Source organism: Nonlabens sp. (assembly GCF_051251825.1).
Lineage (GTDB): Bacteria > Bacteroidota > Bacteroidia > Flavobacteriales > Flavobacteriaceae > Nonlabens.
Genome location: NZ_JBPOGG010000004.1, coordinates 185,321 through 200,439 on the forward strand (window position 1 = coordinate 185,321; position 15,119 = coordinate 200,439).

General features: G+C 35.2%; 11 protein-coding genes. 6 read left to right on the top strand and 5 right to left on the bottom strand.

Annotated elements, in window-relative coordinates; genetic code table 11:
• Positions 1-25 precede the first annotated feature (25 nt).
• The 3 genes from corA to ACSHWW_RS07225 all read left to right on the top strand — a co-directional run bounded on the left by corA (position 26) and on the right by ACSHWW_RS07225 (position 3,383).
• Positions 26-1,093, top strand: a complete 1,068-nt coding sequence (gene corA / locus ACSHWW_RS07215; RefSeq protein ID WP_435681758.1) for a magnesium/cobalt transporter CorA — start codon at positions 26-28, stop codon at positions 1,091-1,093.
• On the top strand, positions 1,084-2,409 hold the full coding sequence (locus ACSHWW_RS07220; protein WP_435681759.1) for an SH3 domain-containing protein: 1,326 nt from the start codon (positions 1,084-1,086) through the stop codon (positions 2,407-2,409). Before corA ends, ACSHWW_RS07220 begins: the two co-directional genes overlap by 10 nt.
• 392 nt (positions 2,410-2,801) lie before the next feature.
• Positions 2,802-3,383, top strand: coding sequence for a hypothetical protein (locus ACSHWW_RS07225; protein ID WP_435681760.1), 582 nt, complete (start codon positions 2,802-2,804; stop codon positions 3,381-3,383).
• 75 nt (positions 3,384-3,458) lie between these two features.
• Here ACSHWW_RS07225 and ACSHWW_RS07230 read toward each other — a convergent pair whose 3' ends face one another.
• From ACSHWW_RS07230 to ACSHWW_RS07240, 3 genes are all read right to left on the bottom strand, one after another.
• Positions 3,459-4,715, bottom strand: coding sequence for an aminotransferase class I/II-fold pyridoxal phosphate-dependent enzyme (locus ACSHWW_RS07230; protein ID WP_435681761.1), 1,257 nt, complete (start codon positions 4,713-4,715; stop codon positions 3,459-3,461).
• Positions 4,716-4,923: 208 nt separating this feature from the next.
• Positions 4,924-5,964, bottom strand: a complete 1,041-nt coding sequence (locus ACSHWW_RS07235; protein WP_435681762.1) for a PLP-dependent cysteine synthase family protein — start codon at positions 5,962-5,964, stop codon at positions 4,924-4,926.
• 67 nt (positions 5,965-6,031) lie between these two features.
• Positions 6,032-8,089 (bottom strand): S9 family peptidase, encoded by a 2,058-nt coding sequence (locus ACSHWW_RS07240; protein WP_435681763.1) that lies wholly within the window; start codon positions 8,087-8,089, stop codon positions 6,032-6,034.
• 104 nt (positions 8,090-8,193) lie between these two features.
• On the opposite strand from ACSHWW_RS07240, the gene ACSHWW_RS07245 reads away from it, so the two are divergent.
• Positions 8,194-8,517 (top strand): YbaB/EbfC family nucleoid-associated protein, encoded by a 324-nt coding sequence (locus ACSHWW_RS07245; RefSeq protein WP_435681764.1) that lies wholly within the window; start codon positions 8,194-8,196, stop codon positions 8,515-8,517.
• 384 nt (positions 8,518-8,901) lie between these two features.
• Here ACSHWW_RS07245 and ACSHWW_RS07250 read toward each other — a convergent pair whose 3' ends face one another.
• Both ACSHWW_RS07250 and ACSHWW_RS07255 read right to left on the bottom strand, forming a co-directional pair.
• Entirely contained in the window at positions 8,902-10,008 is a 1,107-nt protein-coding gene (locus ACSHWW_RS07250; RefSeq protein WP_435681765.1) for an OmpA family protein, read from the bottom strand.
• A gap of 159 nt (positions 10,009-10,167) precedes the next feature.
• Positions 10,168-11,175 carry a threonine aldolase family protein gene (locus ACSHWW_RS07255; protein WP_435681766.1) on the bottom strand — a complete coding sequence of 336 codons (1,008 nt, stop codon included), beginning with the start codon at positions 11,173-11,175 and terminating at the stop codon, positions 10,168-10,170.
• A 166-nt stretch (positions 11,176-11,341) separates the two neighbouring features.
• On the opposite strand from ACSHWW_RS07255, the gene prfB reads away from it, so the two are divergent.
• Entirely contained in the window at positions 11,342-12,448 is a 1,107-nt protein-coding gene (gene prfB / locus ACSHWW_RS07260) for a peptide chain release factor 2 (RefSeq protein WP_435681767.1), read from the top strand.
• A gap of 139 nt (positions 12,449-12,587) precedes the next feature.
• Positions 12,588-15,062: an outer membrane beta-barrel protein gene (locus ACSHWW_RS07265; RefSeq protein WP_435681768.1), complete on the top strand. Its 2,475-nt coding sequence runs from the start codon at positions 12,588-12,590 to the stop codon at positions 15,060-15,062.
• Positions 15,063-15,119 lie beyond the last annotated feature (57 nt).

The following is a 15,119-nucleotide window of genomic DNA, read 5'->3' on the forward strand; positions in this document are numbered from 1 at the left end:
TTACTATATAATATATTCTAAAAATATGGCTCGTAAGCGCAAACGTAAAGCAACACCTAAGTCGAGAAACTCTGTTTTTCAGCCACCTGGAACGATATCTTATGTGGGAATTGAGCGAGAAGGTAATGTTGCTACTGAGACGATTATCTATAACGAGCAATCCTATGAGAAGTTTGAAAACATACATCTCAATGACTTAAAAAAAGAACTGGTTCACTGGTTCAATATAGATGGAGTTCATGATATTGAGTTACTAGAGCAATTAGGAAAGGATTTTAATTTACATCATTTACTAGTAGAGGATATTGCAAATACGACTCAACGACCAAAAACTGAGTTTTTTGACGAGTGTATATTCCAGAGCATTAAGATGATTTCTTATGATGCTGCAGAGCATGAACTCAATGAAGAACAAGTCTCAATCTTATTGACTAAAAACTCTGTCATAACATTTCAAGAGAAAACTGGAGATGTATTTGAAAATATAAGAGAACGTATAGAGAGTAGCCGTGGTAGGATAAGAACTAGTAGCAACGATTATTTGTTTTACTCATTAATAGATAGTATTATAGATCACTACTTCATAGCCGTTGAGCAAATAGGTGAATACCTGAATGATCTAGAAGATGAGATTTTTGAGGAACCGGATAAAGAATCTTTAAATAAAGTGCAACGCAATAAAAGGTTGCTGCTTAGTTTAAGGCGTGCTATCTATCCTTTGCGAGAATCTATTAGTAAAATATTAAAGGAACAAAATGATTTAATAGATCCTAAAATTGTTACTTATTTCCACGATGCTTATGATCACTGCATTCAAATTACAGAAACGATTGAGTCTTATCGAGAAATAAATACTGGCTTAAAAGATATGTATTTATCTAGTGTGAGTCATAAAATGAACCAAATCATGCAAGTGCTTACTATAGTATCATCTATTTTTATTCCTATGACCTTTGTCGCAGGTATTTACGGGATGAACTTTGAATACATTCCGGAACTCACTTGGGAACACGGATATCAGTATTTTTGGATTATAAATGTCATAATTTTCGTTACTCTTATAAGTTTCTTTAAGTGGAAAAAATGGCTGTAAAATCATTTATTGGGTTTAGACAACTAACCTATTTCATTGCATTTCTAATTATTACTAGTTGTAAAGAAAAACCATCTACCACTACCGAAGAAAACGCGGCGATTGAGCAACTGGTAGAGAAAATTAACACGCCTCTTTCTCAACAGGAATTAGATAGTATTAAGAATGTCAAGGCTGCAGAATTTCAAAAACCAGTCTTTAAGTATGTTAATGCACCATCTGGTTTAAACTTTAGAGATGTTCCTGATGGTGAAGTTTTGGGCAAATTCCCATTAAATACTCGAGTGGAAATAATCGAATCAACTGGGTTTATTAAAACTATTGAAGATAACGGAAAAAGGATTCAAGGAAACTGGGTAAAAGTAGGCGTTCATAAAGCGATAGGTTATGTATTTGACGGTTTTCTAAGTGACGATTATGTTGACGTAGCACATAAAGAATATGTAAATGACTTAAGTATTATGACTGTTAATGGCTACGAGATAGGCGATCATGATATTGCAGCATTTATCTCATTAACTGATGGTTACTGGAATAATAGATTTCCTAAAGTACTTGCAGAGTATGAAAACGAGAACAATAAAAATCAGGATTCTAAAGAACTAGTCTATTATCTTAAAGGAAAAGAAAGAACTCAATTCCTATCTAACAGAGAAATAAAGGAAACTGATAATTTATACATTTATAATTACCTAAACGATAATTTAAAAGTAGTTGAGGTAAAGGATGTGCCACTTTTATCTCATGAAAGTATTTATGGTGGACCTGATTACCTGACCGGATTTGACGTTCAAGGAATTATCGATACTTCTACTAATTCATACTATAACTCATTTGCACATATAGGTACTACAAATCCATTTAAGGAAGCTGGTATAAGTGCCATAGAATGGAAAAAAACTGATATTGAAAAAATGCCTAAGGTAGAACTAGAATATGGGAACTTTTATAAGAGTAAAAACTATGAAGTTCTACTCGCCTATCACGACATTATAGATGAGAACAACTACTATTATATGCGTGCTAGTTTTGACAACAAAGAATATATTGTGGATTACATAATCGTTATTGCAAAATCAGGTAAATTATTATATAAAACTGAAATAGGTGACTCTGAAGGCTACAGTCCATCAATCTATCTAAGTGATAATCTTCAAACATCCTCTACTGAACCTGTTCATTATTCTGGACTTTTATTTGAAAACAAGCCACCAGTTATATTTGGTTTGTATTACACTAGTTTTGGTTGTCCTTTTATTGATTTCTTAGATAGTAAGGAACTACCAGTCTATATTCAATGCGATAACAGGCATTAAAAATTACTAGAGATCATGTAATGAATTCTAGCTTTTATCGACATATACAACGAAGCTAACTATATTGTATAGTTCCATTTATGGCACGCAATTTGGAATATAGTAATTGAAGATAATTATCAAGAGTAATTATTTTTCATAAAAGTTTTTTGGTTGGTTAGTAAGAATTCTCAAGATGCATCTTTGCTCTTGGGAATTCTTCATTTTAGCTATAATGTTATAAGTATTAATTATGCATGCATAATAGTTTGGCACGCAATTTGAAATATAATAAGTGAAAGTAATTATTAGAGTAATTAAACTTTCATAAAGTTTTTTGGTTGGTTAGTGGGAAATCCTGAGAAGTCGTCTTGACAACTCGGGATTTCCTCATTTATGACTATTTTTAAAAAATGAAACAACAACTTACACTACTCCTATTATTATTAATCATTTCCTGCAAACAACCTGCAGAAACAGTAATAGAACCTACATCAATAGAAATCGAAACTGCTTCAAAATCGCCTTTGGAAGATGTTCTCGGTGAAGCAAAAATATTCCCTAATGATTATCTAGGAATATATAAAGGTAATCTCAACATTACCACTATGAAAGGTAAAGAAGCCATTCCTATGGAGTTTCACTTACTTGAAACAAATGATAGTACAAATTATGAGTATAAGATTTTCTATGGCGCAGAACGTTCTGAAAGGGCTTATAATTTAAAGAAAACTCATAATCCTAATCTCTATTTAGTAGATGAAAATAATGGTATCGTTCTAGAAACCGCTTATGCTGATAAGACATTATTCAGCACCTATGAAGTCATGGGAAATTTATTAAATTGTACAGAGGTGTTCCATGACGATTATATGGAGTTTATGATAACCATGTCAAGAGTTCAAGACACATCCATGACCGGTAATGCCGAGAGCGCTATTGTAAAAAACTATCCGCTTTCCGTAATGCAGAAGGCGGTTTTGTATAAGGAGTAATTTATAGAAACAAAAAAAGCTCTAGTTTCCTAGAGCTTTTTTAATATCATTTTCGCAATAGCGATATTATTCTATTTATTCAAACGCTGCAGCAACTGCGGCACTTAATCTCTTGTAAACACCACCATCAAGGCGCTCACGTATTGCTTCAAAAGCAGCTAGAGTTTCATCTATATCTTGCATAGTGTGTGACGCCGTAGGAATCAATCTTAAAAGAATCAATCCTTTAGGGATTACAGGATACACTACAATAGAGCAGAATACACCATAGTTCTCACGTAAATCTTTTACCAGCGCCATGGCCTCTGGAATACTACCTTTAAGATATACTGGAGTTACACAAGATTGTGTAGTTCCTATGTCAAAACCACGATCTTTCAAACCGTTTTGTAAAGCGTTTACGTTTTCCCATAACTTTTCTTTAAGTTCTGGCATGGTACGTAACATGTCAAGTCTTTTTAAAGCTCCTACCACTAATTGTGATTGTAGTGACTTTGCAAACATTTGAGAACGCAAGTTGTATTTAAGGTAGTCTATAATTTCTTTATCGGCAGCTATGAATGCTCCTGTACTCGCAAGTGACTTTGCAAATGTTGCAAAATAAACATCGATATCATCTTGTACACCTTGCTCTTCTCCTGCTCCAGCACCGGTTTTCCCTAGAGTACCGAATCCGTGGGCATCATCAACAAAAAGACGGAAGTTATACTTTTTCTTAAGTGCAACGATCTCTTTTAAACGACCTTGCTCACCACGCATACCAAATACACCTTCAGAAATTACCAGAATTCCTCCACCGGTTTGTTCTGCTATTTTTGTAGCACGCTGTAGGTTCTTTTCTATGCTTTCAATATCGTTATGCTTGTAAGTAAAACGTTTACCATGGTGCAATCTCACACCATCGATAATACATGCATGTGCATCCACATCATAAACGATTACGTCATCTTTAGAAACTAGAGCATCTACAGTAGATACCATTCCTTGATAACCAAAATTCAATAAATAAGCGGCTTCTTTATCTACAAATGCTGCAAGCTCATTCTGTAATTGTTCATGAAGATCTGTATGACCACTCATCATACGTGCTCCCATAGGATAAGCACTACCAAATTCAGCACCAGCCTCAGCATCTACTTTACGTACTTCGGGATGATTTGCTAGACCTAGATAATCGTTCACACTCCAGGTGATTACTTCTCTACCTTTGAAACGCATGCGATTTGCAATAGGTCCTTCTAGCTTAGGAAATACAAAATAACCTTCAGCCACAGACGCCCATTTACCTAGCGGTCCTTTGTCCTTGTATATTTTATCAAATAAATCTTTCATAAGAAAATTTTAACCGCACAAAGATACGATTCTAATCGCAAAATGTCTATTCCTTATGCATGCACAGGATACAAGTTGATAACAACAATCTGTTGATAAATAGGTAGTTAAGTTGTGAAAGGAATTACGCTTTCGCGAAAGCGTATAAAAAAACCGCTATCTAACTAAAGAACAGCGGTTTATACTATGTTAAATATTCCTATAAATTTTACTTTATATACTCTATAGGCTGCTTAGTAGCAGTAGATTTAGAGTCAAAAAAGCCTTGATCCTGCATCCACTGGTCATTATATATTTTACTCATGTAGCGCGATCCATGATCAGGAAAAATCACAACTACTTTTGAATTCTTATCAAAACGCCCTTCATCATTAAGAAGTTTAACGGCTTGCATTGCAGCACCACTGGTGTAACCTACAAAGAGACCTTCAGTTTGAGAAATCTTACGTGCCATGTGAGCAGCGTCTTCATCTTTAACCTTCACAAAATAATCGATGCTATCAAAGTCTGTCGCAGTAGGAATTAAGTTTTTACCTAATCCTTCAATACGATAAGGATAGATCTCGTCAGAATCAAATTCTTGAGTCTCGTGATATTTTTTAAGAACGCTTCCGTAAGCATCAACTCCTAAGATTTCAATGTTAGGATTTTGTTCTTTTAAAAAACGTGCTGTTCCAGAGATCGTTCCACCTGTTCCACTACAAGCCACGAGATGCGTGATTTGGCCACCAGTTTGTTCCCATATTTCTGGACCAGTAGTTCTGTAATGAGCTTCTATATTCAATTCATTAAAATATTGATTGATATAGATACTATTTTTTATCTCTTCATGAAGTCTTTTTGCAACTTCATAATAACTACGAGGATCGTCTGCGCTTACGTTTGCTGGGCAAACATAAACCTTTGCTCCCATAGACTTAAGCATGTCTATTTTATCGGCACTAGATTTAGAACTTACTGCAAGAATACACTCGTATCCTTTAATACGACTTACCATCGCAATGCTAAATCCTGTATTACCAGAGGTTGTTTCTATAATGGTGTCGCCAGGTTTTAAAATACCTTTACGTTCTGCTTCTTCAATGATATGTAGAGCGATTCTGTCTTTAGAAGAGTGACCTGGATTAAAGGCTTCAACCTTAGCAAAGAATTCTCCTGTAAAATCAGCTGTTGTAGTGGATAGTTTAATAAGTGGAGTATCACCTATGAGCTCTAGCACACTATCGTAAGCTTTTATGTCTTTATTCATAAATGGGATTTAATTTTTATAATGCACAAAGCATTCCAAAAACTTTGCAAATTTACATAAAATTTTACTAGCTTTTTATTCCTTCTAAATCTAATAGGAATGCATAATCAATTGCCACTTCTTTCAAAGCATCATACCTACCCGACGCGCCACTGTGACCACTAGTAAGATCGGTTTTAAATAGTAAAACTTTATGATCTGTTTTAAGTTCTCTCAGTTTTGCTACCCATTTTGCTGGTTCCCAATATTGTACTTGTGAATCGTGATATCCCGTAGTTACCAGCACGTTAGGATAATCTTGTTTAGTAACTTGATCATAAGGTGAATAATTCAACATGTATTCATAACTGTCCTTATGATTAGGATTTCCCCATTCATCATATTCTCCAGTAGTTAATGGAATAGAATCATCCAGCATGGTTGATACTATATCCACAAATGGAACTGCGCTCAATATTCCATTATATAGTTGTGGAGCCATGTTCATAATCGCACCCATTAACAAACCACCAGCAGATCCACCACTTGCATATAAATGAGCAGGCGTTGTGTAGTTTTCTTTAATTAAATGCTCGCTACACGCTATAAAATCTGAAAAAGTGTTAAGCTTTTTAAACATTTTACCAGCTTCATACCACGGTCTTCCTAAGTACTCACTACCTCTCACGTGTGCTATAGCATAAATAAATCCTCTATTCAACAAACTCAATCTAGAAATAGAAAAATAAGGATCAATCGTAGAACCATAACTACCATAACCATAAAGTAATAATGGATTTCCAGTTTCTTTCTTTAATGACTTTTTATAAACTAAACTTATAGGGACTTTGACTCCATCTGCTGCTTTTGCCCAGACACGTTCTGATGTATAGTCGTCTGGATTAAAGTTGGGATCTTGAACCTTTTGAGTTTTAAGAACTACTTCTTCCCTACTGTCCATATCAAATTCTATTACTGACGGCGGCATAGTTAAAGAGTTGTACTGATATCTTAGTTTAGTAGTATCAAACTCAAAATTGCCACCAGTAAAAGCTGTATAGGTTTCATTATCAAATGGTAAAAAATAATCAACGGTGTCATTCCAAGATTTAACTCTTATCCTATTCAAACCGTTGAAACGATCTGAGATGACTAGATACTTATTAAAAATCTCAAAATCCTCTATGAGAACATCAGGATGATGCGGTATGAGGTCTACCCAATTCTCCATTTCGGGAGTTTCAATAGATGTTCTCATTACTTTAAAGTTAGTCGCTTCATCTTTATTTGTCATGATATAAAAATGATTACCGTAATGTAATACACTGTACTCTAAATCATCTGTACGAGGTTGAATTATTGTAAAGTCATTATCGGGTGCATCGGACTTTATAAATCTAACTTCGTCAGTAAGTGTTGACGAAGATTTTATCATTATATATTCTGTGGATTTAGATTTGTAAACGTAGCAGTTGAATATCTCATCATCTTCCTGATAAATAATAGTTGCTGTAGAAGGGTCTTCTCCCAGTCTATACTTATAAATTTGATGAGCTCTTAAAGTTTGCTCATCTTTTCTCACAAAAAACAGTGTCTTATTATCTGCTGCCCAAACGGCTCCACCGGTTGTTAACTCTAACGCATGAGAATTCACTTGATTTGTTTCTAAGTTTTTAAAGTGTATCGTATACTGTCTTCTACCTACAGTATCGACTCCATAAGAAACCATTTTATTATTTGGAGAAACACTCATTCCAGTTATTTGAAAAAATTCATGACCGGTCGCCATTTCATTTACGTCAAATAATAATTCTTCATGAGCTTCTAAACTTTCTTTTTTACGATAATAAAAAGGGTAGCTCATTCCTTTCTTCATCTTTGTATAATACCAGTATCCATTCCATTTATATGGAACAGACTCATCGTCTTCATTAATACGACTCTTTATCTCTTCAAAAAGATCCTCTTTCAACTGATCTGTATGGGAAGTCATTATATCATAGTACTCATTTTCTTGTTTGAGATATGATAAAACTTCAGGAGCATCGCGCTCTATCATCCAGTGATAGTTATCAATACGTTGATGTCCATGAGCTTCATGAACGTGAGCTATTTTCTTTGCAATAGGTGCTTGTTGCGCTTTCATTAATGCGATTTAAAAAACCGATGCAAGATATAAAACCACACTGTTATTTAGGAGAGCTTTCACAGATGTTATAATTTTGTTTCAAACAATTAAATACAAAAATTATGTTTGGAGATATGATGGGAATGATGGGGAAACTTAAAGAAACCCAGCAAAAAGTAGAAGAGACTAAAAAAAGAATGGAAACTGTTCTTATAGATGAGAATTCTAGTGACAATTTATTAAAAGCAACTGTTACCGCAAGTAGAACTATAAAAAGTATAACTATAGATGATTCCCTACTTGAAGATAAAGAACAGCTAGAAGATTATTTGATACTTGTCCTCAATAAAGCATTAAATAAAGCCGAAGGAATCTATGAGAATGAAGTTGCTGCAGTAGCAAAAGACGGTATGCCTAACATTCCAGGAATGGATATGTTTAAATAGTCCGCATTCTTTACGTCCTCAGCTGTTTAGACCTCAGTCTACAGTCTCGTTGGTGAGTTAAAAGAAATGAAATTTGAGTTTGAGTAACAGACGAGAATCATTCTTATTCTATACTTGTTATTAATTTCTACCATCTAAAAAGCCGACTTCAGTCGACGCAATAAAAGAACGCCGCAGGCGACAGATTACATTCTTAGAGGCAGACTTCAGTCTGCTGGCTGAGAATAATAGTTTGTGGAAAACGAGGTAGCATAAATATTACCTTCCATAATTTGCAGATTCTGCATCAAGTACGGAATGGAATCTTTATTAAAGCAAAAATCCCTTCTAGAAAACTAGAAGGGATTTTTTATAATTGATTGTCTATCGACTACTAATCAGTGATTAGTTGTTGATTAAACGGAATGTAGTACGACGGTTTGATTTGTGCTCACGCTCAGTACAAGAAACACCATCTGCACAACGGTTTTTAAGACGGTTTTCACCGTAACCATTTGCAACGATACGAGAGTTGTTGATACCTTTAGAAATAAGGTAGTTTGCAACAGACTGTGCACGTCTTTCAGATAATGCTTGGTTAGAAGTCTTAGAACCTCTAGAGTCAGTGTGAGAAGCAACTTCTACTTTAGAACCAGCAGTAGCATTAAGAACAGAAAGCAATTTAGCATCGATTTCAGCCTTGTCAGCGCTAGTTAATGTAGAGCTACCAGTTGCCCAGTTGATTTGAAGGTTGTTCTCTTCAACAAGAGCACAATCAACTTCAGACCATACAGTAAGACCACCTTTAGAAACTAATCTCTCACGAGAAATAGTTTGAGAAGTTGAAGGAACTACAGACTCAGAAGTTGCAGCATCAGACTTAAGGATAGTACGAGTAATATTTGCATATTCTGCTGGTACGTCAATCTCTTCAACACGAGCTGGTTGATCAATAACACGAACTGTGTAAGTACCAGACTGCTCAGCTACAGGAACTCTGTTAAAACTTGCATCATTTGCAAGAGTAGTTACAGATACAGTAGTATACTCAGCTGGGTAACCTTTGTAACACCAGTAACGACAGTCATCTGGGTTAGAAGAAGTACACTCTGCTGGTGGTACAGAACTCATTTCCCATTGTGCATAAGCTGGCTTCACTTCGATAGTCTCAGTAGACTTACCGAAAGATGCTGGAGAAATAGTAATTGTAGAACCTGCTTGCTTCTTAACATAAGTACGAGTCTCTGTTTTATAAGTTGCAGGAATTACACGTAACTTTTTAGAAGCTTCTTTTACAAGAACTCTTTCAGTTACAGTTTCATAAGTTGCAGGAACTACACTTAACTTCTTGTAAGAAGGTGTAGACTGGATAGATACAGTTTCGTTTTCATACACATCTGGTGTAGTACAACGTACGTAACATTTTCCTGGCTCTGGATTAGAAGGTAGATCTTGTGCAAAACCTACTGCCGCAGTAGCAACAGCTACTAGAGAAAGTATTAATTTTTTCATTTGAGGTAATAATTAATTAGTTAAAAATATATTTTGCAAAGGTCATCTAATTCTAGAGTTACTCAATAAAAATTATAGCAGTATTTAACAACAGTTTGTTAAAATGACATAAATCATCGTTAAACAACAGAATAAACACCTTGTACAACATTAAAGATATTAAAATTTTCTTAATATACCCAACATTTGTTCATGCATCTCATCTGTATAGTCATAATGAGTAACTAATCTAAGTTTGCCATGTCCCATATCACTATAAATAACTTTATTCTTATCGAGGTAGTTTTTAAAAGCTATTTCATCAACTACTTTAAAAATTAAGATGTTGGTTTCTACAGGTTCAACCTGAGACACGTAACTCATTTCACTCAGTAATTTTCCTAGTTCTTGTGCTTTTTTATGGTCTTCTTTTAATAATGGTAAATGATGATCCATAGCATGTAATCCAGCAGCAGCCATAAAACCTATTTGTCGCATTCCTCCACCTAAGACTTTGCGCACTCTTATGGCATTTTTCATAAGTTTGCTTTTCCCAGCAAGAACAGTTCCTAGTGGTGTTCCCATACCTTTAGAAAAACAAATAGAAACCGTGTCAAATATGCTACCGTATTCTTTTGAGTCCTGACCAGTTGCAACTAGTGCATTCCACAATCGAGCGCCATCAAGATGTAATCCTAGATCATGCTTATCTGTTATTGCTTTAATTTCCTTAAAAGTATCAATTGAATAACAAGCTCCACCACCTTTATTAGTCGTGTTTTCCAGACATACTAAACTAGTTAATGGACTGTGATAAAAATCTGGTGGATTGATATTTTCTTCTACCTGTTGAGCAGTAATCATTCCCCTATTCCCATCTACTAACTTGCAGGAAACACCGCTATTAAAAGAAACGCCGCCACCTTCATAATTAAAAACGTGAGCATATTTATCGCAAATTAATTGTTCACCAGGTTGTGTATGTAGTTTAATAGCGGCCTGATTTGCCATGCTTCCAGTAGGAAAAAATAACGCCTCATCCATTCCTAACATGTCAGCCACTCGCCTTTCTAACTCGTTAACCGTCGGGTCTTCTTTATAGACATCATCACCTACTTGCGCATTCATCATCGCCTCGAGCATTCCTGCAGTAGGTTTGGTAACCGTATCACTCCTTAAATCTATCATGGGATTGTTTTATGACGCTTCCGCGAAAGCGTAATTAAATTACATCGAGTTAAAAATAAACACTCCTATATATACTATCCTAACCTATATGCATATTTATACTCCTAAACTGATGACAGCCATCACGGATTTAAATCCTATTTTTGTGTTCTAACTGAACTTATACATGATTACAGTAGATCAGGTAAAAACCCTGCAAGAACGCGTCGTTGCTTTAAGAGAATATCTTCAAATTGAAGTTAAAGAGATTGAGATTACAAATCTGGAGGAGAAGACCTTTTCACCTGATTTCTGGAATGATTCTAAAGCTGCCGAGTTGATCATGAAGGAGTTGCGTAATAAAAAGCAATGGACCACAGATTTTGCCACAGCCACTACTCTAGCTGAAGACGCCGAAGTTCTTTTTGAATTCTACAAAGAAGGCGACGCCACTGAGGAAGATGTAATGGCAAAGTATAATGCGGCTCTTGATATTACTGAAAAACTTGAGTTTAAAAATATGCTTTCTAATGAAGGTGATGATATGAGCGCAGTAATTCAAATCACTGCAGGTGCTGGTGGAACAGAATCTTGCGACTGGGCTGAGATGTTGATGAGAATGTACATGATGTGGGCGCAAAAGAATGATTATAAAGTAAAAGAACTCAACTTTCAGGCTGGTGATGTAGCTGGTATTAAAACGGTGACTCTTGAGATTGAAGGTGATTATAGTTTCGGCTGGTTAAAAGGAGAAAATGGTGTTCATAGACTAGTACGTATCTCACCATTTGATTCAAATGCAAAACGTCATACATCTTTTGCATCTGTATATGTATATCCACTTGCAGATGATACCATCGAGATTGATATCAATCCAGCAGATATTAAATGGGATTTTGCACGTTCCAGTGGTGCTGGTGGACAGAACGTAAATAAGGTAGAAACCAAAGCGATTCTTACGCACCATCCGTCTGGTATTATCATACATAATTCTGAAACTCGCTCACAGCTAGAAAATCGTGAGAAAGCAATGCAAATGTTGAAATCACAGCTGTTTGAAATTGAATTACAAAAACGAAATGCTGCTCGTGATGAAATAGAATCTGGAAAGATGAAAATAGAATGGGGCTCGCAAATACGTAATTACGTTATGCATCCTTATAAACTAGTTAAAGATGTAAGAACGGCTCATGAGACTGGAAATGTAGATGCTGTCATGAATGGAGACATAGATGCGTTTCTTAAAGCTTACTTAATGGAGAGCGGACAAGAAAAACCGTCTGACCAGCTGTAAGCATTGTTATGACTAGGTTTCATTAAAACATTTCAGGGTAAATTAAATAAAAAAGAACTTTAAGCTTAACGTAACTTTAGTATTTGACGTTTAAACCGCAAGCTAGATTTGTAGTCTTAGTTAAAAACTAAAGACTGCTATGAAACTATTTCACTTAACTCTTATCCTGCTATTTATTCCTATAATAGCATTTTCTCAAGCTTCTAAGAAGCAAGATCAAGTTACAATCACTGGAACGCTCATTGATAAGGCTACAAAAACACCGTTAGAATTTGCTACAGTTTCTTTAATTAGTACTGCTCCAGGTGCTTTACCTCAAGGTGGAATTACAGATTTAGATGGTAAATACAGTATTAAAGTAATTCCTGGAACTTATGATGTGAAATGGGAATACATCACCTTTAAAACTATTATTAAAAAAGGTGAAGTAATTACGGGCGACAAGGATTATGGGATTATGGAGTTAGAGATCGATGTTGCAGAACTTGATGCAGCTATCGTTATTGCTGAAAAAACTACAGTTGACATAAGGCTTGATAAAAAAATATATAATATAGGTAAAGATCTTACTGTACGAGGTGGAACGGCTAGTGATGTGCTTGATAACGTACCATCAGTATCTGTAGATGTAGAAGGAAATGTGGCTTTAAGAGGTAATGATAATGTTACCATATTAATAGATGGTCGCCCGAGTGCATTAGTAGGTTTTAATGGAGCAGATGCGCTAAGACAAATTCCAGCTGAGGCCATCGAGAAAATAGAAGTTATTACTTCACCTAGTGCCAGATATGACGCTGAAGGTACTGCCGGAATTCTCAATATAATTTTACGCAAGAATAAATTAGTTGGTTTTAACGGTTCACTGCAAGCTAATACTGGATATCCAGAGAATCATGGGCTATCGTTCAATGGGAATTATAGGACTGAAAAATTCAACCTATTTACCAATACCGGATTTAATTATAGAGAACGTCCAGGAAACGCAACTACAAACACAGAGTTTTTTACAAATAATGCTCAGAATAGATTTGTTGATGAAACAAGAATTTTTGACAGATTAGGTAGAAACTTCTTCACTAGTTTAGGTGCAGAATATTATATAGATCAAAAATCCAGCATCGTTGCAAACGCTATTTATAGATATGGTAATGATGATGATGTAAGCACAAATACTATAAACCGATTTGATGATAATAGAAATCTTAATGAAGCTACCTTACGTCGTGAGGAAGAGTCTGAAAATGAAGATCGCGTACAATTCACACTAGATTATAAAAACGATCTGGATGAAAATGGGCAAAAACTAACCGCTAGCATGCAATATTCCATATCACTTGAACAAGAGCTAGCTGATATATTAGAAACTGAAACGGTCCAAAACGTAGTAAATGATGTAGAATTTACAGAAGGTAATGAAGATGAACGCAATGCTTTAGTCCAGATAGATTATGAATTACCAGTAGGAGAAGATGTTCAATATGAGGCTGGTTATCGTGGAAATTATAGGGATATATCAAACGCTTTCTACCTTGCCGAAGCTGCAGACCTAAACTCACCGCTCGTTCCTGATTTAGGGCTTAATAATACATTTGTTTATCAAGAATTAGTTAATGCAGTTTATGGTCAGTATGGAAGAGAAATTAATAAATTCTCGCTTCTTGCTGGTTTACGTTTTGAACAAACAGATGTTACCATTTCTCAAGAAACAACAGATTCAAAAACTAAGAAAAACTACAGCAGCCTCTTCCCTACTATAAATTTAGGTTATGAAATTGCTGATGGTGAGAATATAACTCTAGGATACAATAGAAGAATAAGAAGACCACGAGGTAGGTCTCTTAATCCATTCCCGAGTCGTTCTAGTGAATCTAATATTTTTCAAGGAAATGTGGATTTGAACCCTTCCTTTGCAAATTCTCTAGATCTAGGTTATTTAAAGAGATGGAAAAAAGTAACTTTAAGTACATCTGTTTATTTCAATCGCAGTACAGATAACTGGCAATATATTCAAGAAGATACAGGACAAGTTACTGATAATGGAGACCCTATCATACGCAGGTTTCCAGTAAACCTATCAACGCAAGATCGTTTGGGTTATGAATTAACACTTACCTACAGACCATTTAAATGGTGGACCATTAACTCTGACTTGAATGTTTATAGAGTAGAAACTGATGGAGATTTTGGAGGGCAAAGTTTTGATTTTGTCAACACAACTTACTTTGCTCGCTTGAATCAAAAAGTAACCTTACCATCTAATTACGATTTTCAGGCAAATTTCAATTACCGTGGAGCCTCTGAGGATGCGCAAGGTACAAATGATGGAATTGCTTCATTAAATCTAGCAGTAAGTAAAGATTTGTTTAATGAACGAGCTACAATCACTGCAAACCTAAGTGACGTTTTCAATAGTCGTAAAAGACAAGGCACTACAACTGGTACAGCGTTTAACGATGTTACCATGCAGGAAGAAATTTCATTTATTACTGATAGTGAATATCAATTTAGACAGCGACAATTTACTGTTGCTTTCGTTTACAGATTTAATCAAAAGAAACGTAACGAGCGTAATTCTAACCGTGATGGTGGTGGCGATGATGAATTTGAAGGATAGTCTTAAAAAATTAAGAAATACTATGTATAATTAACAAATATTATGATTTCCACAATC

Excerpts from the sequence above, each read along its gene's own strand:
- ACSHWW_RS07255 (WP_435681766.1), bottom strand. The coding sequence starts at position 11,175 with ATGATAGATTTAAGGAGTGATACGGTTACCAAACCTACTGCAGGAATG.
- ACSHWW_RS07235 (WP_435681762.1), bottom strand. The coding sequence starts at position 5,964 with ATGAATAAAGACATAAAAGCTTACGATAGTGTGCTAGAGCTCATAGGT.
- ACSHWW_RS07225 (WP_435681760.1), top strand. The coding sequence starts at position 2,802 with ATGAAACAACAACTTACACTACTCCTATTATTATTAATCATTTCCTGC.
- prfB (WP_435681767.1), top strand. The coding sequence starts at position 11,342 with ATGATTACAGTAGATCAGGTAAAAACCCTGCAAGAACGCGTCGTTGCT.
- ACSHWW_RS07265 (WP_435681768.1), top strand. The coding sequence starts at position 12,588 with ATGAAACTATTTCACTTAACTCTTATCCTGCTATTTATTCCTATAATA.
- corA (WP_435681758.1), top strand. The coding sequence starts at position 26 with ATGGCTCGTAAGCGCAAACGTAAAGCAACACCTAAGTCGAGAAACTCT.
- ACSHWW_RS07250 (WP_435681765.1), bottom strand. The coding sequence starts at position 10,008 with ATGAAAAAATTAATACTTTCTCTAGTAGCTGTTGCTACTGCGGCAGTA.
- ACSHWW_RS07230 (WP_435681761.1), bottom strand. The coding sequence starts at position 4,715 with ATGAAAGATTTATTTGATAAAATATACAAGGACAAAGGACCGCTAGGT.
- ACSHWW_RS07245 (WP_435681764.1), top strand. The coding sequence starts at position 8,194 with ATGTTTGGAGATATGATGGGAATGATGGGGAAACTTAAAGAAACCCAG.
- ACSHWW_RS07240 (WP_435681763.1), bottom strand. The coding sequence starts at position 8,089 with ATGAAAGCGCAACAAGCACCTATTGCAAAGAAAATAGCTCACGTTCAT.
- ACSHWW_RS07220 (WP_435681759.1), top strand. The coding sequence starts at position 1,084 with ATGGCTGTAAAATCATTTATTGGGTTTAGACAACTAACCTATTTCATT.